At 58.5% G+C, this 23,412-nt stretch carries 17 protein-coding genes and 1 pseudogene; 13 read left to right on the top strand and 5 right to left on the bottom strand.

Translation table 11 applies throughout. From position 1 onward, the window contains the following. The first annotated feature begins 16 nt into the window (after positions 1-16). From rnc to pdxJ, 4 genes are all read left to right on the top strand, one after another. Entirely contained in the window at positions 17-706 is a 690-nt protein-coding gene (gene rnc / locus ATI02_RS09755; RefSeq protein ID WP_095188837.1) for a ribonuclease III, read from the top strand. Beyond that, entirely contained in the window at positions 699-1,601 is a 903-nt protein-coding gene (gene era / locus ATI02_RS09750) for a GTPase Era (RefSeq protein ID WP_003221935.1), read from the top strand. The genes rnc and era overlap by 8 nt, the downstream gene beginning before the upstream one ends. A gap of 168 nt (positions 1,602-1,769) precedes the next feature. Then, the gene (gene recO, locus ATI02_RS09745) at positions 1,770-2,459 is read left to right on the top strand and encodes a DNA repair protein RecO (protein WP_095188838.1); all 690 of its coding nucleotides are present in this window, start codon (positions 1,770-1,772) and stop codon (positions 2,457-2,459) included. Positions 2,460-2,507: 48 nt separating this feature from the next. After that, positions 2,508-3,251, top strand: a complete 744-nt coding sequence (gene pdxJ / locus ATI02_RS09740) for a pyridoxine 5'-phosphate synthase (protein WP_064382428.1) — start codon at positions 2,508-2,510, stop codon at positions 3,249-3,251. 50 nt (positions 3,252-3,301) lie between these two features. Here the strand turns inward: pdxJ and ATI02_RS09735 are convergent, their stop codons facing one another. Next, positions 3,302-4,243 (bottom strand): IS110 family transposase, encoded by a 942-nt coding sequence (locus ATI02_RS09735; protein ID WP_100846149.1) that lies wholly within the window; start codon positions 4,241-4,243, stop codon positions 3,302-3,304. 160 nt (positions 4,244-4,403) lie between these two features. On the opposite strand from ATI02_RS09735, the gene ATI02_RS09730 reads away from it, so the two are divergent. Further along, positions 4,404-5,566 (top strand): IS3 family transposase gene (locus tag ATI02_RS09730; protein ID WP_100846148.1). Its coding sequence is split into 2 segments (ribosomal slippage): positions 4,404-4,659 and positions 4,659-5,566, totalling 1,164 coding nucleotides; the frame shifts between segments, so codons are not numbered across the junction. 227 nt (positions 5,567-5,793) lie between these two features. Here the strand turns inward: ATI02_RS09730 and mltF are convergent. Next, positions 5,794-7,254 (bottom strand): membrane-bound lytic murein transglycosylase MltF, encoded by a 1,461-nt coding sequence (gene mltF / locus ATI02_RS09725; RefSeq protein WP_095188839.1) that lies wholly within the window; start codon positions 7,252-7,254, stop codon positions 5,794-5,796. Positions 7,255-7,539: 285 nt separating this feature from the next. On the opposite strand from mltF, the gene purL reads away from it, so the two are divergent. After that, positions 7,540-11,436 carry a phosphoribosylformylglycinamidine synthase gene (gene purL / locus ATI02_RS09720; protein WP_100846147.1) on the top strand — a complete coding sequence of 1,299 codons (3,897 nt, stop codon included), beginning with the start codon at positions 7,540-7,542 and terminating at the stop codon, positions 11,434-11,436. Between the two features lie 5 nt (positions 11,437-11,441). Beyond that, positions 11,442-11,753 carry a YqfO family protein gene (locus ATI02_RS09715; protein ID WP_100846146.1) on the top strand — a complete coding sequence of 104 codons (312 nt, stop codon included), beginning with the start codon at positions 11,442-11,444 and terminating at the stop codon, positions 11,751-11,753. A gap of 210 nt (positions 11,754-11,963) precedes the next feature. On the opposite strand, the pseudogene ATI02_RS09710 reads toward ATI02_RS09715, so the two are convergent. Beyond that, a pseudogene (locus tag ATI02_RS09710) lies at positions 11,964-13,090 on the bottom strand (transposase). A gap of 728 nt (positions 13,091-13,818) precedes the next feature. Here ATI02_RS09710 and ATI02_RS09705 point away from each other — a divergent pair. The 6 genes from ATI02_RS09705 (at position 13,819) to ATI02_RS09680 (ending at position 19,012) form a co-directional block, all read left to right on the top strand. After that, entirely contained in the window at positions 13,819-14,115 is a 297-nt protein-coding gene (locus ATI02_RS09705) for a hypothetical protein (RefSeq protein ID WP_100846145.1), read from the top strand. A 394-nt stretch (positions 14,116-14,509) separates the two neighbouring features. After that, a complete protein-coding gene (locus ATI02_RS09700) occupies positions 14,510-14,869 on the top strand; it encodes a DUF6124 family protein (RefSeq protein ID WP_100846144.1) in 360 nt (119 codons plus the stop codon). Positions 14,870-15,129: 260 nt separating this feature from the next. Then, on the top strand, positions 15,130-15,768 hold the full coding sequence (locus tag ATI02_RS09695; protein ID WP_191626461.1) for a DUF6036 family nucleotidyltransferase: 639 nt from the start codon (positions 15,130-15,132) through the stop codon (positions 15,766-15,768). Then, positions 15,752-16,204 (top strand): hypothetical protein, encoded by a 453-nt coding sequence (locus tag ATI02_RS09690; protein WP_100846143.1) that lies wholly within the window; start codon positions 15,752-15,754, stop codon positions 16,202-16,204. Before ATI02_RS09695 ends, ATI02_RS09690 begins: the two co-directional genes overlap by 17 nt. Before the next feature lie 115 nt (positions 16,205-16,319). Next, positions 16,320-17,651 carry an IS4 family transposase gene (locus ATI02_RS09685; RefSeq protein ID WP_100845381.1) on the top strand — a complete coding sequence of 444 codons (1,332 nt, stop codon included), beginning with the start codon at positions 16,320-16,322 and terminating at the stop codon, positions 17,649-17,651. 113 nt (positions 17,652-17,764) lie between these two features. Further along, positions 17,765-19,012 carry an IS256 family transposase gene (locus tag ATI02_RS09680; RefSeq protein WP_095191982.1) on the top strand — a complete coding sequence of 416 codons (1,248 nt, stop codon included), beginning with the start codon at positions 17,765-17,767 and terminating at the stop codon, positions 19,010-19,012. A gap of 72 nt (positions 19,013-19,084) precedes the next feature. On the opposite strand, the gene nagE is transcribed toward ATI02_RS09680, so the two are convergent. Together nagE and ptsP are read right to left on the bottom strand one after the other, a co-directional pair. Then, positions 19,085-20,800 (bottom strand): N-acetylglucosamine-specific PTS transporter subunit IIBC, encoded by a 1,716-nt coding sequence (gene nagE, locus ATI02_RS09675; RefSeq protein WP_100846142.1) that lies wholly within the window; start codon positions 20,798-20,800, stop codon positions 19,085-19,087. 23 nt (positions 20,801-20,823) lie between these two features. Continuing rightward, positions 20,824-23,337, bottom strand: coding sequence for a phosphoenolpyruvate--protein phosphotransferase (gene ptsP / locus ATI02_RS09670; protein WP_100846141.1), 2,514 nt, complete (start codon positions 23,335-23,337; stop codon positions 20,824-20,826). Positions 23,338-23,412: the final 75 nt, after the last annotated feature.

Raw genomic sequence — 23,412 nt, 5'->3', positions numbered from 1 at the left:
TCAGCGTGGGTAAACCGTGAGCGCCTCATTAAGCCGTCTCGAGCGACAGCTCGGTTACACCTTCAAGGATCAGGAGCTGATGCTCCTGGCCCTCACGCACCGCAGTTTTGCCGGGCGCAACAATGAACGCCTGGAATTCCTCGGCGATGCCATCCTCAACTTCGTCGCTGGCGAGGCGCTGTTCGATCGCTTCCCGCTGGCCCGCGAAGGCCAGTTGTCGCGTTTGCGCGCACGTCTGGTGAAAGGTGAGACGCTGGCTGTACTGGCGCGCGGTTTTGACCTGGGTGATTACCTGCGTCTGGGTTCCGGTGAATTGAAAAGCGGCGGTTTCCGTCGCGAATCGATTCTGGCCGATGCCCTCGAAGCGTTGATCGGTGCGATCTACCTTGACGCCGGCATGGACGTCGCCCGCGAGCGCGTACTGGCCTGGCTGACCGGCGAGTTCGAAGGCCTGACGCTGGTCGACACCAACAAGGATCCCAAGACCCGCCTGCAGGAACACCTGCAATCGCGCGGTTGCGAACTGCCTCGTTACGAGGTCGTGGACATCCAGGGTGAGCCGCACTGCCGAACCTTCTTCGTCGAGTGCGAAGTTGTCTTACTGAATGAAAAAAGCCGAGGTCAAGGTGTGAGTCGTCGTATTGCCGAACAGGTAGCGGCCGCCGCAGCACTGATTGCCCTAGGCGTGGAGAATGGCAATGACTGATACAAACGCAACTCGCTGTGGCTACGTTGCCATCGTCGGCCGTCCCAACGTGGGCAAGTCCACGCTGCTGAACCACATCCTCGGCCAGAAGCTGGCGATCACCTCGCGCAAGCCGCAGACCACCCGTCACAACATGCTCGGGATCAAGACTGAAGGTGACGTGCAGGCGATCTACGTCGACACCCCCGGCATGCACAAAGGTGGCGAAAAAGCGCTCAACCGTTACATGAACAAGACCGCTTCGGCGGCGTTGAAAGACGTCGACGTGGTGATCTTCGTGGTCGATCGCACCAAGTGGACTGAAGAAGACCAGATGGTCCTGGAGCGCGTGCAGTACGTGACCGGCCCGCTGATCGTCGCGCTGAACAAGACCGACCGCATCGAAGACAAAGCCGAGCTGATGCCGCACCTGAGCTGGTTGCAGGAACAGCTGCCGAACGCGCAGATCATCCCTATCTCCGCTCAGCACGGTCACAACCTTGATGCGCTGGAAAAGGTGATTGCCGATCACCTGCCGGAAAACGATCACTTCTTCCCGGAAGACCAGATCACCGACCGCAGCAGCCGTTTCCTCGCCGCCGAACTGGTGCGTGAGAAAATCATGCGTCAGATGGGCGCCGAGCTGCCGTACCAGATCACCGTCGAAATCGAAGAGTTCAAGCAGCAGGGCAAAACCCTGCACATCCACGCGCTGATCCTCGTCGAGCGTGACGGGCAGAAGAAAATCATCATTGGCGACAAGGGCGAGCGCATCAAGCGCATCGGTACCGAAGCGCGCAAGGACATGGAGCTGCTGTTCGACTCCAAGATCATGCTCAACCTGTGGGTCAAGGTGAAGGGCGGCTGGTCCGACGACGAGCGCGCACTGCGTTCGCTGGGTTACGGCGACTTGTAAATACCGGTTTTCCAGTACACCAGAACCCCCTGTGGGAGCGGGCTTGCTCGCGAATGCGGTGTAGCATTCAGCATTGATGTTGACTGTTACACCGCATTCGCGAGCAAGCCCGCTCCCACATTTGGTTTTGGGTTGTTTACAAAGCTGCGTTTCTTCATCGAGAACTCAATGTCGCAAACCCCACCTCCCGCCCAACCCGCCTACGTTCTGCATTCTCGCGCCTACCGCGAAACCAGCGCGTTGGTCGATTTCCTAACGCCGCAAGGTCGGCTGCGGGCGGTGTTGCGCAGTGCGCGGGGCAAGGCCGGGACGCTGGCGCGACCGTTCGTACCGCTGGAAGTAGAGTTTCGTGGCAAGGGCGAGCTGAAGAATGTCGGGCGCATGGAAAGTGCCGGCAACGCGACCTGGATGGTTGGCGAGGCCCTGTTCAGTGGCCTCTACCTCAATGAGTTACTGATCCGCTTGCTGCCCGCCGAAGACCCGCATCCGGCCGTGTTTGATCATTACGCTGCGACCTTGCTGGCCCTGGCTGAAGGCCGAGCGCTGGAGCCGCTGTTGCGCTCGTTCGAATGGCGCCTGCTGGATGATCTCGGCTACGGCTTTTCCATGAACAGCGATATTCACGGCGAACCTGTCGCGCCGGACGGCCTCTATCGGCTGCAAGTCGATGCCGGGCTTGAGCGTGTCTACCTGCTGCAACCCGGCCTGTTCAATGGCGCCGAATTACTGGCCATGTCCGAAGCCGACTGGACCGCGCCCGGCGCACTGTCCGCCGCCAAGCGCTTGATGCGTCAGGCATTGGCGGTTCATTTGGGCGGTCGTCCTCTTGTCAGTCGCGAGCTGTTTCGCAAGCCCTGATCTCACGTATGCTGTGCGCCGAATCTTTTCCTTCAGGAGCGCGCACCCGTGACCACCAGCAATCGCATTCTTCTTGGCGTGAACATCGACCACGTCGCCACCCTGCGTCAGGCCCGTGGCACGCGCTACCCGGATCCGGTCAAGGCGGCGCTGGACGCGGAAGAGGCGGGCGCCGACGGCATCACCGTGCACCTGCGTGAAGACCGCCGACACATTCAGGAGCGCGACGTGCTGTTGCTCAAGGATGTGCTGCAAACCCGCATGAACTTCGAAATGGGCGTCACCGAAGAAATGATGGCGTTCGCCGAGCGCATCCGGCCGGCGCACATCTGCCTGGTTCCGGAAACCCGTCAGGAGCTGACCACTGAGGGCGGTCTGGACGTAGCGGGGCAGGAGGAACGGATCAGGGCTGCGGTTGAGCGTCTGTCGAAGATCGGCAGCGAAGTGTCGCTGTTCATCGACGCCGATGAGCGCCAGATTGCCGCTTCGAAGCGCGTCGGTGCGCCGGCCATCGAACTGCACACCGGGCGTTATGCCGACGCCGAAACACCGACTGAAGTTGCCGAAGAATTGAAGCGCGTGGCGGATGGTGTTGCGTTTGGTCTGGCCCAGGGCCTGATCGTCAATGCCGGCCATGGCCTGCACTACCACAACGTTGAGGCGGTGGCGGCGATCAAGGGCATCAATGAACTGAACATTGGCCATGCGTTGGTGGCGCATGCTCTGTTCGTGGGGTTCAAGTCCGCAGTGTCCGAGATGAAAGCGTTGATTCTCGCAGCTGCAAAACACTAAGCGGCAACACAGCCCCACCTGTGGGAGATTCTATGGTTGAGGGGAAGCCCTCAACTGACTTTTGTCTGATATTCGCTTTGCCCTTTCAGCAAGGCGAATACCACCCGAGCAAGTTTGCGAGCCAGCATCACCAACGCCTGCGTGGTGCTGAAACCCCGTGCTCTCTGGGCTTCGTAAAACCCTTTCCAGGCTATCGTACGGCTAGCCGACATCGCTGCGTTGTGCAAAAGTCGGCGGGCCTCGGGGTCTCCGCGCTTGGTCAAGCTGCGGCGACCGTCCTTTTGCCCTGATTTCGATACCCGTAAATCCATGCCCAGGAAGGCGATAAACGCATCCGCGTTGCTAAATTCTCCCCGCTGAAACGCCGTGAGCAGGCGCGCTCCGGTCAGAAATCCAATGCCCTCAACTTTCAGGCAACGCTTCAATTGGCCGAGCAAACCGGCTTGTTTGAGCTGATCGTTGATCGTCTTTTCGATCATCGTTTCAAGCCGCTGCATGGATTTTATTTGTTCAGCAAAAGCTGCCTTCAACAGCGGCTCATTCGACCAGCTCTGCACCAGGCCGACCCTTGCCTGGACCAAAGCCGCGCGGCGGCGGAAAAGGCTCAGGAGCTGGCGGTACAGCGGTGATGGCGGGGTCCAGGGGTGCAACTCCTCGGCTTCGTTCTTCAGGTAACGGGCCAGCAGCTTGGCGTCCAAGGCGTCGGTTTTGGCGCGGATCTTCACGCCTTCGCGGTAGTGTTTGAGTTCATAGCCGCCCACCATGTAAATCGTGCAACCGGCCGCATAGGCCAAATCAGCGAATTCCAGGTGGTAGATGTTGGTTGCCTCAATGGCAATAGACACGGGGACGAGCAAGGCCTTCAGCCACTGCTTGATGGATGTTTTGGTATTGGGAATCGCTTCAAGCAGATCGCTATCGGCCTGATAAATCACCAGTTCATTTTTGGCGACATCCACGCCAACGATCGGATTTGATAGAGCGACTGGCATTGCCACAGGATTTCCTCCGGGATAAGGTTTGAGCACTTGAAGGGTTCACCCAGAGGCGCAGGCTTGTTCCTATCGTCGGTCTAGCCAGATGCATTCTGTAGTGGTCTAATGAAACCGGACACCCATTTAGGCGAGAATGCTCGCCAGATAGAGGTGTCTGATGACCAAACAACGTCGTTCTTTTTCCGCTGAATTCAAACGCGAGGCCGCAGGCCTCGTGCTCGATCAAGGCTATAGCCATATCGAAGCCAGCCGCTCGCTTGGTGTGGTTGAGTCCGCGTTGCGCCGCTGGGTTAATCAGCTTCAGCAGGAGCGCACTGGCGTTACTCCGCAGAGTAAAGCGCTGACGCCAGAGCAACAGAAAATCCAGGAATTGGAAGCTCGAATCGCTCGACTTGAGCGGGAGAAATCCATTTTAAAAAAGGCTACCGCGCTCTTGATGTCGGAAGAGCACGAGCGCACGCGCTGATTGATCAACTGAGCCCCCAAGAGCCGGTTGATTGGCTTTGCGCAGTCTTTGACGTCACTCGTTCGTGTTACTACGCCCATCGTCTCAGGCGCCGAACTCCAGACGTTGAGCGGCTTCGGTTGCGCAGCCTGGTTAACGAACTGTTTACGCAAAGTCGAAGCGCCGCCGGTAGCCGCAGCATCGTGTCGATGATGCAGGAAGACGGCGAGCAAATTGGGCGGTTCAAGGTGCGAGGCCTGATGCGGGAACTGGAGTTGGTCAGTAAACAACCTGGATCACATGCCTACAAACAAGCGACGGTTGAGCGGCCTGACATTCCGAACATATTGAATCGAGAGTTTGATGTGCCGGCGCCGAATCAGGTCTGGTGTGGCGACATCACCTACATCTGGGCTCAAGGGAAATGGCATTACCTGGCTGTCGTTATGGATCTTTACGCGCGCCGAGTGGTGGGCTGGGCGCTGTCGAACAAGCCGGATGCGGATCTGGTCATCAAGGCGTTGGACATGGCTTACGAACAGCGTGGCAGGCCTCAAGGGCTTCTGTTTCACTCGGATCAGGGCTCGCAATATGGCAGTCGCCAGTTTCGCCAACGGCTCTGGCGTTACCGCATGCGCCAAAGCATGAGCCGTCGTGGAAACTGCTGGGATAACGCGCCGATGGAGCGTGTGTTTCGCAGCTTGAAAACTGAATGGATACCGACCGTGGGCTACATGACAGCTCAAGAAGCGCACCGCGACATCAGTCATTACCTGATGCATCGGTACAACTGGATTAGACCGCACCAATTCAACAACGGACTGGCCCCAGCTCAGGCCGAGAAAAAACTTAACGTCGTGTCCGGGATTAGTTGACCACTACATTCTTTATCGGCGCTTGGGTGAAAGGAGGAGGGGCGAAATCTCCCACGGTCTGTGCTGCGTCAACAGTCAGAATCGAGCCTTGTCCCTCCTCCTCCCTTCAAGTCCTACCATACAAGCGAGCCTGCTCGCGAAAGCGGTGTATTCAGTCAAAGATGATGTCGACTGACACGACGCCTTCGCGAGCAGGCTCGCTCCCACATTTGTTTTTGGGGTGTTGGTTAGAGCGGGGCGGGTTCTTGAGCCGGTTTCGACTTGTCGATGGCCGGAACATGCAGGTTGCCCTCGGCCACCTGATCGCCCTCGAGCTGCGGCTGGGTCACCCAGGTGAGAATGTCGTAGTAGCGACGAATGTTCGCCACAAAATGCACCGGCTCACCGCCCCGGGCGTAGCCGTAGCGGGTCTTGCTGTACCACTGCTTCTGCGACAGGCGCGGCAGGATTTTCTTCACATCCAGCCACTTGTCCGGGTTCAACCCTTCCTTGGCGGTCAGTTTGCGCGCGTCGTCCAGATGGCCGCTGCCGACGTTATACGCGGCCAGGGCAAACCACGTCCGGTCCGGTTCCTTGATTGAGTCGTCGAGCTGATCTTTCATGTAAGCCAGGTACTTGGCGCCGCCCATGATGCTCTGCTTCGGATCGAGGCGATTGGATACGCCCATTGCCTGCGCGGTGTTCTGGGTCAGCATCATCAAACCGCGCACACCGGTTTTCGAGGTGACCGTCGGCTGCCACAGCGATTCCTGATAACCGATGGCGGCGAGCAGACGCCAGTCGACTTTCTCTTTCTTGGCGTAATTCTTGAAGTGCTGTTCGTATTTGGGCAGACGCTGCTGCAAGTGCTGGGCGAAGGTCGTGGCGCCCATGTAGCCGAGGACGTCGACATGCCCGTAATAACGGTCTTTCAGGCGTTGCAGGGTGCCGTTCTTCTGCACCTTGTCCAGATAGCTGTTGATCTCGTTGAGCAGGCTGTTGTCTTCGCCGGGGCCCACCGCCCAGCTCTGGCTGCGCGCATCGCCGAGGTCGAAGGCCACGCGAATATTGGTGAAATACACCTGATTCATCGCCACTTCGTTGGAATCGACCAGGGTCAGGTCAATCTGGCCTTCATCGACCATACGCAGCAGATCGACGACTTCAACGGCGTCAGATTCCTCGTATTCGATGCCGGGATACTTCTTTTTCAGCTCAGCCAGTTGCTCGGCGTGGGTGCTGCCCTTGAGCACCATGATCTTCTTGCCGACCAGATCACCGGCGTCGGTCGGCCGCGACTGGCCGTTGCGATAGATGATCTGCGGCGTGACTTCGAGGTAGGAGTGGGAGAACCGCACTTGCTGCTTGCGCTGGTCGCTGCTGACCAGTCCTGCGGCAGCCAGCACCGGGCCGTTCGGCTTGCCGATCTGGTTGAAGAGATCGTCGATGTTGTCGGCGGTCTCGATTTTAAGCTCCACACCCAAATCGTCGGCAAAGCGCTTCACCAGCTCGTATTCGAAGCCGGTTTCACCGCTGCGATCCTGGAAGTAGGTGGCGGGGCTGTTTCGGGTAATCACCCGCAGCACGCCATCCTCCTTTACGCGCTCGAGTGTGTTGGGTTTATCAACACAGCCACCGAGCACCAGGAAGAGTCCGGTTGCGATCAGCCATTTGGCGTACCGCGGACGCAAAGCCGTTGGGAAAAACATTTGCGCAGTATACGCAAAGGACTGCGGGCGCCATATCTCGACAGTTAAGGGGTTGTCTGCTAGAGATCACAAAACCGACCGAAACCCCGCAGTAATAGGGCCGAAAGGCATTTTGTTACAGTAAAAATAAGCCGCACTCAGATGCTGCATAAATTTGACTCTCGAGGCAGAAACACAGATCGACACCCGAGTGCAACCGTGCGTAGCGTTTCGGGTGATGTTGAGGTCGGTTTAGGCTAGAATGCACGGCCTCAAAGCACACCCCTTCCCGAGGCTGTCCCGAAGATGTTGATCCTGCGCGGCGCTCCTGCCCTTTCTGCCTTTCGCCACAGCAAACTCCTTGAGCAACTGAGCCAGAAGGTTCCGTCTGTCAGTGGCCTGTATGCTGAATTCGCTCACTTCGCCGAAGTCACCGGCGTCCTGACCGGCGACGAACAGCAGGTGCTTGCGCGCCTTCTGAAGTACGGTCCAAGTGTTCCGGTACAAGAGCCGACCGGCCGTCTGTTTCTGGTGTTGCCACGTTTCGGCACCATCTCGCCATGGTCGAGCAAGGCCAGCGACATCGCCCGCAACTGCGGTCTGAGCAAGATCCAGCGCCTGGAGCGCGGTATTGCGTTCTACGTGGCCGGTCAGTTCAGCGACGCCCAAGCCCAGCAGATTGCTGATGTATTGCATGACCGCATGACGCAAATCGTCCTCGGCAACCTTGAGCAGGCCGCCGGTCTGTTCAGCCACGCCGAGCCGAAGCCGCTGACGGCGATCGACATCCTCGGCGGCGGTCGCGCCGCGCTGGAAAAAGCCAACACCGAGCTGGGTCTGGCCTTGGCCGAAGACGAGATCGACTACCTGGTCGACGCCTTCAACGGTCTCAAGCGCAACCCGCACGACATCGAACTGATGATGTTCGCCCAGGCCAACTCCGAGCACTGCCGTCACAAGATCTTCAACGCCAGTTGGGATATTGATGGTGAGAACCAGGAAAAAAGCCTGTTCGGCATGATCAAGAACACCTACGTGATGCACAGCGAAGGCGTTCTGTCGGCTTATAAGGACAACGCTTCGGTGATCGTCGGCAACGTTGCCGGCCGTTTCTTCCCGAATCCTGAAACCCGCCAGTACGGCGCGGTGCAGGAGCCGGTGCACATCCTGATGAAGGTTGAAACCCACAACCACCCGACCGCGATTGCCCCGTTCCCGGGCGCATCCACCGGTTCCGGCGGCGAGATCCGTGACGAAGGCGCAACCGGTCGTGGCGCCAAGCCAAAGGCTGGCCTGACCGGTTTCACCGTATCCAACTTGCAGATCCCGGGCTTTGAACAGCCGTGGGAAGTGCCGTACGGCAAGCCTGAGCGCATCGTTACGGCGCTGGACATCATGATCGAAGGCCCGCTCGGCGGCGCCGCGTTCAACAACGAATTCGGTCGTCCGGCCCTGACGGGTTACTTCCGTACCTTCGAACAGTCGATCACCACCCCGCACGGTGACGAAGTTCGCGGTTACCACAAGCCGATCATGCTCGCTGGCGGCATGGGTAACATCCGCGAAGAACACGTCAAGAAAGGCGAAATCGTCGTTGGCTCCAAGCTGATCGTGCTTGGCGGCCCGGCGATGTTGATCGGTCTGGGCGGCGGCGCGGCTTCCTCCATGGCCACCGGCACCAGCTCGGCGGATCTGGACTTCGCTTCGGTTCAGCGTGAAAACCCTGAAATGGAACGTCGCTGCCAGGAAGTCATCGACCGTTGCTGGCAACTGGGTGACAAAAACCCGATCAGCTTCATCCACGACGTCGGCGCGGGCGGTCTGTCCAACGCCTTCCCGGAACTGGTCAACGACGGCGAGCGCGGTGGCCGTTTCGAACTGCGCAACATTCCTAACGACGAGCCGGGCATGGCCCCGCACGAAATCTGGTCCAACGAATCCCAGGAGCGTTATGTTCTGGCCGTCGGCCCTGAAGACTTCGCGCGCTTCCAGGCGATCTGCGAACGTGAGCGTTGCCCGTTTGCCGTCGTTGGTGAAGCCACCGCCGAGCCGCAACTGACCGTGACCGATAGCCACTTCGGCAACAACCCGGTGGACATGCCACTGGAAGTGTTGCTGGGCAAGGCGCCGCGCATGCACCGTTCGGTGGTGCGTGAAGCCGAGCTGGGCGATGACTTCGATCCGTCGAACCTCGACATCAGCGAAAGCATCGAACGCGTTCTGCATCACCCGGCCGTGGCGAGCAAGAGCTTCCTGATCACCATCGGCGACCGCACCATCACCGGCCTCGTCGCCCGTGACCAAATGGTTGGCCCGTGGCAGGTTCCGGTGGCTGACGTTGCTGTCACCGCCACCAGTTTCGACGTCTACACCGGTGAAGCGATGGCGATGGGCGAGCGTACTCCGCTGGCGCTGCTGGACGCCCCGGCGTCGGGCCGCATGGCCATCGGCGAAACCCTGACCAACATTGCCGCTTCGCGCATCAACAAGCTCTCCGACATCAAACTGTCGGCGAACTGGATGTCCGCCGCTGGCCACCCGGGTGAAGACGCGCGTCTGTACGACACCGTGAAAGCGGTCGGCATGGAACTGTGCCCTGAGCTGGGTATCACCATTCCGGTGGGCAAGGACTCGATGTCCATGGCCACCCGCTGGAACGATAACGGCGAAGAAAAAACCGTGACCTCGCCGATGTCGTTGATCGTGACCGGTTTCGCGCCAGTGGCTGACATCCGTCAGACCCTGACTCCGGAACTGCGCATGGACAAGGGCACCACCGACCTGATCCTGATCGACCTCGGTCGCGGCCAGAACCGCATGGGCGCTTCGATCCTCGCTCAGGTGCACGGCAAGCTCGGCTCGCAAGCGCCGGACGTCGATGATGCTGAAGATCTCAAAGCCTTCTTCGCCGTGATCCAGGGCCTCAACGCCGACGGTCACCTGCTGGCTTACCACGACCGTTCCGACGGTGGTCTGCTGACCTCCGTGGTGGAAATGGCCTTCGCCGGTCATTGCGGTCTGAGCCTGAACCTCGACGGTCTGGCTGAAACGTCGGCCGACATCGCCGCGATCCTGTTCAACGAAGAACTGGGCGCCGTGATCCAGGTTCGTCAGGACGCCACGCCGGACATCCTCGCGCAGTTCAGCGCTGCCGGTCTGGGCGATTGCGTGTCGGTGATCGGTCAGCCAATCAACAACGGCCAGATCAACATCACCTTCAACGGTGACACTGTGTTCGAAGGCCAGCGTCGTTTGCTGCAGCGTACCTGGGCTGAGACCAGCTACCAGATCCAGCGTCTGCGCGACAACGCCGACTGCGCCGAACAAGAGTTCGACGTGCTGCTGGAAGAAGACAACCCGGGCCTGAGCGTCAAGCTCAGCTACGACGTCAACCAGGACATCGCCGCGCCTTACATCAAGAAAGGCATCCGCCCACAGGTTGCCGTGCTGCGTGAGCAGGGCGTCAACGGTCAGGTGGAAATGGCGGCCGCGTTCGACCGCGCCGGTTTCAACGCGATCGACGTGCACATGAGCGACATTCTGGCCGGCCGTGTCGACCTGAACGAGTTCAAAGGTCTGGTGGCGTGCGGTGGTTTCTCCTACGGCGACGTACTGGGTGCCGGTGAAGGCTGGGCCAAGTCGGCACTGTTCAACAGCCGCGCCCGCGATGCGTTCCAGGGTTTCTTCGAACGTAACGACAGCTTCACCCTCGGCGTGTGCAACGGTTGCCAGATGATGTCCAACCTGCACGAGCTGATCCCGGGCAGCGAGTTCTGGCCGCACTTCGTGCGCAACCGCTCCGAGCAGTTCGAAGCGCGCGTGGCGATGGTTCAGGTTCAGGAGTCGAACTCGATCTTCCTGCAGGGCATGGCCGGTTCGCGTATGCCGATCGCCATCGCTCACGGTGAAGGTCACGCCGAATTCTCCAGCGAAGAAGCGCTGCTGGAAGCGGATCTGTCGGGTTGTGTGGCGATGCGTTTCGTCGACAACCATGGCAAGGTCACCGAGCGTTATCCGGCCAACCCGAACGGTTCGCCGCGCGGGATTACCGGTCTCACCAGCCGTGATGGCCGTGTGACGATCATGATGCCGCACCCGGAGCGTGTGTTCCGTGCAGTGCAGAACTCGTGGCGTTCGGAAGACTGGAACGAGGACGCACCTTGGATGCGTATGTTCCGTAACGCTCGCGTCTGGGTGAACTAAGGCCTGTGTACAAGCTGGCGTTTTTTGTTCCTGACAGTCATGTCGAGGTGGTCAAAGGGGCTGTGTTCGCTGCCGGTGGTGGGCAGATCGGTGACTATGACCACTGTGCGTGGCAGGTGCTTGGTTTGGGTCAGTTTCGGCCTTTGGACGGGAGTCAGCCGTTTATTGGTGAGGCAGGGCAGGTCGAGCAGGTTGAGGAATGGAAGGTTGAGCTTGTTGTTGCGGATGAGTTGATTGTTGCTGTTGTGGCGGCGTTGAAGCTCAGTCATCCGTACGAGACGCCGGCTTATGAGGTGTGGCGGCTGGAAGATTTTTGATCTTCCTTGCTGCTGAAACAGGAAACCCGCAGATCAGTGATTGTCTGCGGGTTTTTTGTTGCCTGCGATTTTTTGTGCGATGGGGTTCCAATGTGGGAGCGGGCTTGCTCGCGAAGGCGTCGGCTCAGGCAATGATGTTCTGGCTGATCGGGTACATATCCGTTGCTGCGGTAACGGCTGCTTAGGGTTCCGCCCTTACGGCCATCCCTTTCAAGGTCTTTTAGTTTTGGCAGCCTTGATTACTCTGTCCGTTGAAACATGCGCATGCACCGCCGTGCCTTGGACCCATGTCTTGGGCTTAGGCACTTTGGGGCCACGGGGGCTTTTCGCAACTTGTTTGGGTTGGATGTTGCTGGCCAGCTCTAGTAAGCGCTGGGCCAGTTTTTCCAGAGGAATGACGGGAAGATATTCCGAAGGCAGCGCAATCTGCATTCCCTCATAACCACTCCTGACCTGAACCGCCAAGTGATAGATCGAGGCTTCCCAGCCGCCAGGCTGGGTATCCCGGTGAGCTTGCTCGACGCTTCGTTTGAGGACGGCCAGGACGTTGTAGGCCAACACCGCAGTGGCGAACCCGAGTAAGGCAGCCTTTGGGCTGCCAAGAGTTTCGATTTCACTTTCCAGGATCGCTTCCAGTCGCTGGAACATGCCTTCAATGCTCCAGCGACGGCGATAGAGTTGCGCGATCTGCTGCGCGCTGACGCTCTGGGGTAGATTGCTCCAGAACATCAAGCTGCTGTCACCCGAGTCTGTTGGCGAATGAAGCGTCAGTTCGACACGCCGACATTGGTAACCGCCTCTGACCTGGATGATCTGCTCACGCACAGTGCCTGTTTCCACAGGCACGGGTTCTTGCCACTCACCCTATTGAATCAGGCGTGGATGTTTGGCTTGCTGACGAATGACAAAGGATGTCTGGACCTGCTCACAAGCCTCCATGACCGGGAGCGTGCAATAGAGTCGATCAGCCAGCCACACTTGGCCTGGCTCGGCATTGGCCAGTAGAGGCAGCACGCAAACACGCTCGCTTGCGTAGGCATCCTCACACGCCTGAAGGTCGGAGTCAGACGTTGCGCACAACCTGTGACCAGAGCGCGTAACAGCGCAGGTTCGGTACGACTGATCTTGTCGTAGAGGGCAGCCAAACTGACAGGAAGATCTTCCAGTTGCCGCGCGGCGGCGTGCAGTGATGGCTTCAAGCCCAATGAAACAAGGGACATCAGCTTGATGATGGTCGAGAACAGTAGCTCACGAGAATACTGCCGTTGCCGATGCTCTTCGAAGACCTGATCAATCCACTCAGGCGCAATGGCCTGCTCCAGCGCCAATTTGGCCATGACACTGGCAGGTGCTTTTTTCTCGAAACGCGCTAGAACATCGGCCCACATCGTTCGGGTCCTCCTGGCTGAAGTATCAGGGGATTTTACCTAAGACCTTGAAAGGGATGGCCCTTACGGCGAGTCACCTTTTCCAAACGCCGAAAAGGTAACCGAAAAGGCTTGCTCCTGCGTTCGGCCCACTCGCTAACGCTCGGGGTTCCTTCGCTCCGGGACTCATCCGGGCGCATCGCCTCCGGTTTGCTGCGCTGCACCTCCTCTCGATGTGTTCGACTTCGTCGAACGGCGCTGCGCGCCTGCCCCCCGGATGAATCCCTCCGCTCAGCCTGCCGACGGGGCCGGTGGATCAAGATCAAAAGCTGCAGCCGAGCTAACGCTCATCCTGTTAAGTGGGGCGGCTTTGCCGCGGGGTATTTCGCAAATTGAAACTTTGGGCTAGCGTGCCGGAGAAGGCGGCTTGACAGCCGACTTGATTCTTGCCGATGTACTCAATCCAACTGTAGGAGTGAGCCTGCTCGCGATGACGTACTGACACAGGCGAGCAACTTCTATCTGACTGCACTCAATCCAATTGTGAGAGCGAGCTTGCTCGCGAAAGGGACCGATGGGGGCCAAGAACGACCATTTGTCGAAAACATCTGTCGACCTGTTACTTCTGACAGTGGTGCGTGTTGTAGATCTTTTGTTATATAGGGTTTCAATCGAAATGGGTAAGAAGGAGCTTGGCCATGACTTTCTGCAACGCTGTTCCCACCATTACCTTGTTAACAGATCATGACGGCGCAGAGTTAGGAGAACGGGTCGCCACGTCTCGTCTTCCCGTGACAATCGATGGCATCGCATCAAGCAGTAGCCTCATCGCAATTCACGACAACGGTTACTTTGTCGGCAAAGTCTTTGCGGGTGTCAGCGGATTTTGGTCGTTTCGTTTTCCGCCATTGAGCCTTGGCAAGCACGAGGTTTTCGTCAAAAACAAGGCAGGTGAATCAGCAGTGCGCATGTTTGAAGTCATTGCTGCAGATTAACCCGGCATTGATCGGTTTTACGTTGTAGGGGAATGCAGCCCGGGACGCTCGGCGTTCGGTTTCTGGGTGTTTAAAGTGGTATCTGTTTGGCAGAACCTTCCCACAAGGTTTTCAGGTTGTCCGTCGGACGTCGGGTCTCTAGTCTTGAGTTGTCACTGCCAATGCGGTGATCGGGCGTGAGAACCCGGGTAAGTGTCATTCCAGCGCCAGTAGTCCCATAATTGCCGCCAGCTCATTCGCTGCTGCATTTTTATGGTGGCTATGTGCGGGCGGACTTCGGTCCGGCCGGAGGTTTGCTGGTCTTTGCCCGGTTTCTCACCCCGCACATAGCTGCCACCCAATTCGCCGCGTGAGAAACGGTATTTGGATGGCTCCAACCAGCAAGGACCGATCCATGACTAAAATCGTCCCCGACCCACCCGAAACAAAAACCCCACTCGAAGAAGCCCTCCGCACCGAAGAGCAGGCCCGAAACCGTGAAGCCATCAAGCGCGCCCTCGACTTCTACTTGTGCCCCGAACCCGCAAAGCCCCGCCGATCGAGCACCATGTTCATGGTCTGCCCCCAGGCCGACACCGAAAGCCTGCTCGCTCACGCGGTTGAGTCATTGGCCAGCGCAAGCGCCGCCGCCAGCAACTTCGCCAATGAGCTAAGCGGTTTTCAGCGCAGCACGGTATTAGGCATCCAGCAAATCGTCATGCTCGCCGAACTGGCAGTGAGTAGGGCGCTGGATCGGGTCGACCCGCAAAACTGACGACCGTGTCACCGTTCATCGCCAGCAGGCTGGCTCCCACAGTTGAAACGCATTCCCCTGTGGGAGCTGGCTTGCCAGCGATGAGGCATTAACAGGCGTCAGACGAGTTTCAGAGCGCAATCAAACCGGGGAATTTTCCTACCACTCTTTCAGGTTGTCCCTCGGAAGTTGCATCCATACCTTGATCTGTCTCTGGCAAACAGCGAGCAGGGCAACCAGTTGCATCGCTTTAGCCATCGACATGACTCTGAGGTTCAAAAATGGAATTGCTACCCGTAGTCACTCCCCGCATCAACACGAATACTGCCTTGGGGAAGGCATTGGTTTCGATGTTCAAATCAGTCGAAGCAGAATTGACGCAGGAAAATGCCGATCCGGGTGCAGTCAAAATCATCGTCTTTGGTGGTTGTGCCGTACATCTCTACACAAATCATCGTATTTCCATGGATGTCGATGCGGAGATTTATGAAGCTTGCCTTCCGCCAGGGTTCGACCTTCAAGCGCTTCTTGCTCAAGTTCCGGAGCCTTTTATCGACGAACGCTCCGCTCGAGTGATGGAGCTGAACTACGACCTTCAATACAACACAAGTTTCGGCCCGATCCATGAAGACTACTGGGCGCGAAGTATTCCCATGACTGAGTTTCCGGAGACGTCCCCGCTCCAGATTCATATTGCTGCTCCGGTTGATATTGCAATTACGAAACTTGGCAGGGCTACCGATCACGACGTTGCGGACATCAAGGCGCTTCTTAGGGCCGGTTTCATTCTGGCGAGTGATTTCCGGTGTCTGGCATTGCAAGCAATTGATGTATATGTTGGCAACAAAGAGCAACCTGCCTCAGTGCTCACCAATATCTTGCAGGACTACCTGGAGGAACCAGATGTCCAACTCTCTTGATGATCATGTCCTCTCTTCGGCATTGGATACGTTGGTCAGAAGACCGCTGGATCAAGCCGATGGGACAGCGCTGGTCAATGCAGCCAAAGAGGTCTGGTATTCAAAATCCGATCTTGAGAGTGAGGTATCAACATTTCTCAAGTTTCACAGCGATGAAGTCGAGCTGCGCCGAGCGGCTTATCTGCTGGAGCGATTTACGCGTTTCGCATGTGTATCGGATAGCCGCGTGTCGGAAACGCTCCATGCACTCGAGCTTTTCGCCGCCAAAACACCCAAGCTACACGTCGTTTCTCAACCCGCTGTTTTATTACGCAATCGCCGCGACGAGTTGGCGGTTGCTTGGGGTTTGACGGAAAGTCTGGGTTTGAAGATTCAGGCGCTCATGCCGTACCAGACTCGGCATTACGAGGCGGAACAGCGCGCAAGAATGTCCTGAACTTGAGCTGCATGAAAAAACCCGGCCAACGCCGTAATGCTGTTCACTTAAGCATTTGAATCCTCGCCGGGCTTCTCCGAAAATCCGATGTCAGATCTCTGGCATCGGATTTTTTATGTCTGTTCAACAGGACTTGCTCGACCTCGGCGACCTTTTCAACTTCTGTGACTTGAGCACATTCACTCAAAATATTCCCATCGAGTGGGTCGCGTCTGCGCTGGATCTGTCCAGCCAGGCCACTATCCGACGGCGTCGCTTGCCTGCCGACCAAGTGCTCTGGCTGGTGCTCGGCATGGCACTGTTTCGTGACGAGCCGGTTCATGAGGTTGCCCGACGTTTGAACATCTGCGCCCAAGGTCTGGCTTCTGACCATCTATTGGCCCGTAGCGGTGTAACCGAAGCCCGCAAGCGGCTGGGGGCCGACCCGGTTGAGTGGTTGTTTCGCAAAACGGGTACTCAATGGGGCGCGCAGCGCTATCCCGATGATGCCTGGCAGGATCTGCAAGTATTTGCAGTCGATGGTGCGCTTCTGCGCACGCCGGATACGCCGGAGTTGCGAGACCATTTCGGTTCTGGAAACACCTCGACCGACCGCCAGACTCCCTTTCCCATGCTGCGCCTGGTGGCGCTGATGAATGTGCGTTCACACCTGATCCTGGATGCACAGCTTAGCCCTTACCGACGCAGCGAAATGCGTCTGGCCGATGAGTTTTTGCAGCAGATCCCCGACCACTCCGTGACGTTGTTCGATAAAGGGTTCTGGAGCGCCGATCTCATGCTCAGCCTGAGCGGCGACGGCAGTCACCGTCATTGGCTGATTCCGGCAAAAAAGGGATTGGTTTGCGAGGAGGTAGCTCGTTACAACCAGCACGACCGTTTGGTGCGCATGAAAGTCTCGCCGCAAGCCAGAAAGCGAAATCCGACTCTTCCTACACACTGGGAGGCGCGTGAAGTCAGTTATGAAATTCAAGGCAAAGTAAAAACAGTCATGACGTCGTTGCCGGCCAAGATCTACAGCACCAAGTCTGTTGCCAAGCTTTATCAGGAGCGCTGGGAAATCGAATTGGGCTTCAGGGATATCAAAAGCTCAATGCAGCAAAACGCAATGACCTTGCGCAGCAAAAAGGTCGATCTGATCTACCAGGAAGTGTGGGGGTTGTTGCTGGCTTACAACGTGATTCGTCGGGAGGCAAGTCAGGCAGCAGTCGCGTTTGGTCGAGCGCCGTCGGACATCCGTTTCAAGCCGGCTTGCCAGTACATCGCCGTGCAGTTGATCGTGATGGCAGCGGCCAATCCTGTTTCAGCGACGGGTAGACGGTTGGCGGAACTTAGAAAAGGCGTTGGCGGGCTGTTTCTGGATCACCGCCCAAGGCCTTCGAGGCCAAGGACGGTGAAGATTTCAAAAACCCGGTTTCCGGTGGACCGTAAGGCTGCTCCGCTTAAGTGAACAGCATTACGGCCAACGCCGGGTTTTTTGTATCAGTTGTTTCGAGTAGAGCCTGATGTAAGGGGGTGTCAGAAATTTTGTGTTCGGGCATAACATGAGTAAGAGGTGCATGTATGCCAACCAAAAAGAAACCCCTGCGTGACCTACCAAAAATCCCCAAGGAGCTGCTCGAAGAGTTCGGTGAGGGGCTGATTACCGCAGAGGCTATTGAAGACGCTTCTGCGGCCTTCAAGAAGGCCTTGATTGAGCGAGCATTGAGTGCCGAGCTCGGTCACCACCTGGGGTATCCGCCGGGCGCGCAGCGCCCAGAGGATGAAACCAACCAGCGCAATGGCAAAACGGGCAAGACGATTTTGACGGGGGATGGCCCGCTGCGGCTGGAGATTCCCCGTGATCGGGATGGCAGTTTTGCCCCCATTCTGATCCCCAAGCATGAGCGGCGTTACACCGGTTTTGATGACAAGATCATCGCCATGTATGCCCGAGGCATGACCGTTCGAGAAATCCGCGCTTTCCTCTCTGAGCAATACGGGACGGACGTTTCCCATGACTTCATCAGCTCAGTCACGCACGAGGTGATGGAGGAAATTGGTGCGTGGCAACAGCGACCGCTTGAGCCGATGTACCCAGTCATTTTCTTCGATGCGCTGCGGGTCAAGATCCGAGAAGAAGGCCTTGTCCGCAACAAGGCGATTTACTTGGCGCTGGGTGTTTTACCCGATGGAACGCGCGATATTCTTGGTATCTGGATCGAAAACACCGAGGGTGCGAAGTTCTGGATGAAGGTCTTCAACGACCTCAAGACCCGCGGCGTAGAGGACGTGCTGATCGCCGTGACTGACGGTCTCAAAGGCATGCCAGAGGCGCTAAGCGCAGTATTTCCGGCAACAACGCTGCAAACATGCATCGTCCACTTGATCCGCAACAGCCTCGATTACGCGGCGTGGGACAAGCGCCGTGAGCTGGCCAAGGCGCTAAAACCGATCTATCAAGCCATCAACGCAGAAGCGGCTGAGGAAGCACTGGATGCCTTTGAAAATGGCCCTTGGGGTAAGCAATACCCAACGGTGGTGGCGGCCTGGAGACGAGCCTGGGATCGAGTGATTCCATTTTTTGTCTTCCCGCCTGCCATTCGAAAAGTGATCTATACGACCAACGCTATCGAAAGCATCAACGCTCAGCTACGCAAGATCATCAAGACCCGGGGCCACTTCCCGACGGATGACGCAGCGACCAAGCTGATCTGGCTTGGGCTGCGTAACATCACGGCAAACTGGGGCTCGGCGGCTCATGACTGGAAGAGTGCGATGAACCAATTTGCGATTCTGTACGGAGATCGATTTATCAGGCCGACCTGGTAAAACCCGGCCTGCCTGACGGCAGGCCATTACCGGCCCGCACACAAAAAATCTGACACTCTCTGATGTAAAGGCTCAGACCTTGGCGCTGACTTCGCTACGATTGACCAGCGCCTCAAGCGCTCCACTCAAACTCGCAGCCTTATCCCCCACCAGCAAATGCCAAACGCCACCTTCCAGCTGGCTGACACCCTGACACCCCAGCTCTTTCAACTGAGCCTCGGACAACGCCTTGCCATCCGCCAGCAACAGACGAATCCGGCTCATGGCGATGCAATCCAGTTGCAGCACATTGCCGCCGCCGCCCAGTGCATTCAGCCATTTCTGTGCCTCGGCGCTCGCTACCATCACGGCTTTTGGCTCCTCGACCACTGCAACAGATTCGGCAATAACAGCACGGCCCAACGCCGGCATCGCCAGGCGAATTTCATCAGCAATGCTGTCGGCCAGCGGCCCGACCACCACCTGCAAACTGCCGCCCTTGCCCGGGCGCACGACTGCCATCGCACCCAGCGCTTTCAAATCGGCATCGGAGGCCTTGTTGCGATCCACCATCTCCAGTCGCAGACGGGTAGTGCAGGCGCCAACGGTCAGCAGATTCTCCGCACCACCGAGGGCTTTGATGTAAGCACCGGCTCGTTGGTTTTCGGTGAGGACGGCTTTCTCAGCGGTCGCCACATCCTCACGCCCCGGCGTCTTCAGATTGAAACGACGAATACAGAAATCAAACACCACGTAATACACAACCGCGTACGCCAGCCCGACCGGGACCACCAGCCAACCGTTGGTGGACTTGCCCCAGCCCAGCACCATGTCGATAAAGCCGCCAGAAAACGTAAAGCCCAAATGGATGTTCAGCGCATTGGTGATCGCCATCGACAACCCGGTCAGCAACGCATGCAGCAGGTAAAGCAGCGGTGCGAGGAACATGAAGGCGAATTCAATCGGCTCGGTCACGCCCGTCAGGAATGAAGTCAGGGCCATCGACAGGAAGATCCCGCCCATCACCTTGCGCCGTTCCGGCAGGGCGTTGCGGTACATCGCCAGGCATGCGGCGGGCAGGCCGAAGATCATCATCGGGAACATGCCGGTCATGAACTGGCCGCCTTTCGGATCGCCAGCGAAGTAGCGCGACAGGTCGCCGGTGACCAAGGCGCCGGTAGTCGGATCAGTGAAGTTGCCGAACACGAACCACGCCATGTTGTTGAGGATGTGGTGCAGGCCGGTGACGATCAGCAGGCGGTTGAACACGCCAAAGACAAAGGCGCCGAGGCTGCCGCTTTCCATCATCAGGGTGCCGAAGCTGTTGATACCGTGCTGAATCGGCGGCCAGATGTAGCCGAACACCACGCCCAGGCCGACTGCGGCGAACCCGGTGACAATCGGTACAAACCGCCGGCCACCGAAGAACGCCAGATACTCGGGCAGTTTGATGTCCTTGAAGCGGTTGTACAGCGCGCCGGCCATCAGGCCGCTGACGATCCCGGCGAGCATGCCCATGTTGATGCTCGCATCGAGCACTTTAAGGGTGGAGATCATCACCAGATAACCGATCACCCCGGCCAGGCCCGCCGTGCCGTTGTTGTCCTTGGCGAAACCGACGGCGATGCCGATGGCGAAGATCATTGCCAGGTTGGCGAAGATCACTTGCCCGGCATCGTGGATGATCGCGATGTTCAGCAGGTCGGTGTCACCCAGACGCAGCAGCAGACCGGCAATCGGCAGGATCGCGATCGGCAGCATCAGTGCACGCCCGAGGCGTTGCAGGCCTTCGATGAAGAGTTGGTACATGGCGGTTCTCCTTCTTGTTGTTATTAGCGCAGAGGCCAGTGTTGATGACAGGCGTGACGCACCGCCGCAGCGCTGCTCAGCTTGAGCAGGTCGCGGGCGAGGCGTTGGCATTCGGCTTCGTGCAACTGGCGCACGCGATCCTTGATTTCACCGATCTGCACCGGGCTCACCGAGAGTTCGGTGACGCCGAGGCCGATCAATACCGGTGTTGCCAGCGGATCAGAGGCGAGGGCACCGCAAACGCCGACCCAACGCTTGTGTACCGCCGCGCCTTCGCAGGTCATGGCGATCAGGCGCAGCAGCGCCGGGTGCAAGGCGTCGACCCGTGCGGCGAGGCCGGCGTGGTCGCGGTCCATGGCCAAGGTGTATTGGGAGAGATCGTTGGTGCCGATGGATAGGAAGTCGGCGTGTTCGGCCAGTTGTTCGGCTTGCAGTGCGGCGGCCGGGACTTCGATCATCACGCCGATTTCCGGGCGTTGAGTGATGTTCAGTTCAAGGCACAACGCGTCGACGCGCTCACGGATGTGCAGCAGCTCATCGACTTCGGTGACCATCGGCAACAGGATCCGGCAACGCTGCAACGGGCTGACTTGCAACAGGGCGCGCAGTTGCTGATCAAGGATTTCCGGGCGGGCCTGGGCCAGGCGAATACCGCGCAAGCCGAGTACCGGGTTGGCTTCGGCGGGCAGCGGCAGATAGTCGAGTTGCTTGTCGCCGCCGACGTCGATGGTGCGGATGATCACCGACTTGTCGCCCATGGCATCGATGACGGCTTGATAGGCGGCGCGCTGTTCTTCGACGTCCGGCGCGGTCTGGCGATCAACGAAGAGGAATTCGGTGCGCAGCAGACCGACACCGTCGGCGCCGTTGGCAAAGGCGTCCGTCGCTTCAGCGCTGGAAGCGACATTGGCGACCACTTCGATGGCCACACCGTTTCGTGTTTCCGCCGGCAGATGCGCCTTGGCCTGTTGGGCGTTGCGACGTTGTTGGCGGTCGATTTGTGCTTGTTCGACTTCGGCCAGGCGTTCGGCATTTGGCGTCAGTTCCAGGCGACCATTATCGGCGTCGAGCACCACTGCTTGGCCTTGCGGCTGATCAAGCAATGCCGAGCCCAAAGCAACCATGCACGGCAGGCCCTTGCCCCGCGCCAGAATCGCCACGTGTGAAGTCGCGCCGCCCTCAGCCATGCACAACCCGGCGACGCCTTGCGCGCTGAGTTGCAACAGATCCGACGGGGTCAGTTCATGCGCGGCGACGATGGCACCGGCCGGCACGTCGTAATGCCAGGCTTCGCCGAGCAGGGCGCGCAGTACGCGTTGTTTGAGGTCGCGCAGATCGTTGGCGCGTTCGGCCAGCAGCGTGCTGCCGGTTTGCTGGAGCACTTCGCACTGGACATCAATCGACTGACTCCAGGCGTGAGTCGCGGCAGCGCCTTGTTCGATGGATTGTTGTGCGGCGTCGAGCAGGGCCGGGTCTTCGAGCAGCGCCATGTGTGCGGCGAAGATCGCTTCTTCGTCGGTGTTTTTGTGCTTTTTCGCCTGGGCGAGGGTGCCGTCGATTTCGCTGCGCACCTGATTCAGCGCGGCTTCAAGTTTTTCCAGTTGCTCAAGCGAATCATGATTGCCTGCATCCGCCGGCAAGTTGATTGCGTTCAAGCGAAACAGCGGCCCGCCGACCAACCCCGGCGCAGCGCCAACGCCATGCAGTACACCCGCCTCGGCCGGGCGCGTGCGCGGTGCCGCGCTGACCGGGGCGCTAGCGTGATGATCGTCGGGCAACGCGGTGGCCAATGCGCAGAGCAACGCTTGCAGCGCGGCTTCGGCGTCCGGTCCCTGGCAGCTGACTTGCACTTCATCCTGCTCGCCGATTGCCAGCGCCATCAACCCGATCAGGCTGTTGCACGGCGCCGATTTTCCAGCGAAGTGCAGCTGCGACTGGCTTTTGAAACCTTGCGCCGTCTGACGAATCAATGCGGCGGGGCGCGCATGCAAACCGCCTCGATGCGCAACCAGCACATGACCGTTAACCTCAGGCCCGGCGATTTCTTCTGCATTCGCCGCAGAAGCGTTGCGCGCCACAATGTGCAACAACGGCTCGCCGACTTTCACCGGTTTCAGGGTGATTGGTCGCACCTGAAAATCCTCGCTGTTGGTCAGGATCAACAGGCTGACCAGGCTTTTGCACTGCTGGCCGACCTTGTCCAGGTCATAGCGCAACAGCGGCTGCCCCTTGCTGACTCGCGTACCTTCCTTGACCAGCATCGAGAAGCCTTCGCCGTTCAGCTCAACGGTGTCGAGGCCCAGGTGCAGAAGGATTTCTGCGCCATTGTCGGCGCGCACGGTGAGGGCGTGGCCGGTGCGGGCGACGTGAATGATCACCCCGGCGCATGGCGAATACAGGGTGTCGTTGAGTGGATCGATAGCAATGCCATCGCCCATCGCACCGCTGGCGAACACCGCGTCCGGGACTTTGGCGAGCGTGAGCACCGGGCCGCTGAGCGGGGCGCTGAGGGTCAGCTCTTTATTGTTGTTGTGCATGGCTCGGTCTCATCAGTAGTTCGGAATGTCGCGATTCCACGGTGTTGCTGAATGCCTGCATCGCGATCTCACGGT

The organism is Pseudomonas baetica (genome assembly GCF_002813455.1).
Classification (GTDB): Bacteria; Pseudomonadota; Gammaproteobacteria; order Pseudomonadales; family Pseudomonadaceae; genus Aquipseudomonas; species Aquipseudomonas baetica.
Note: the sequence above shows the minus strand (reverse complement) of the source record. Positions and strands in the feature narration are given on the sequence as shown.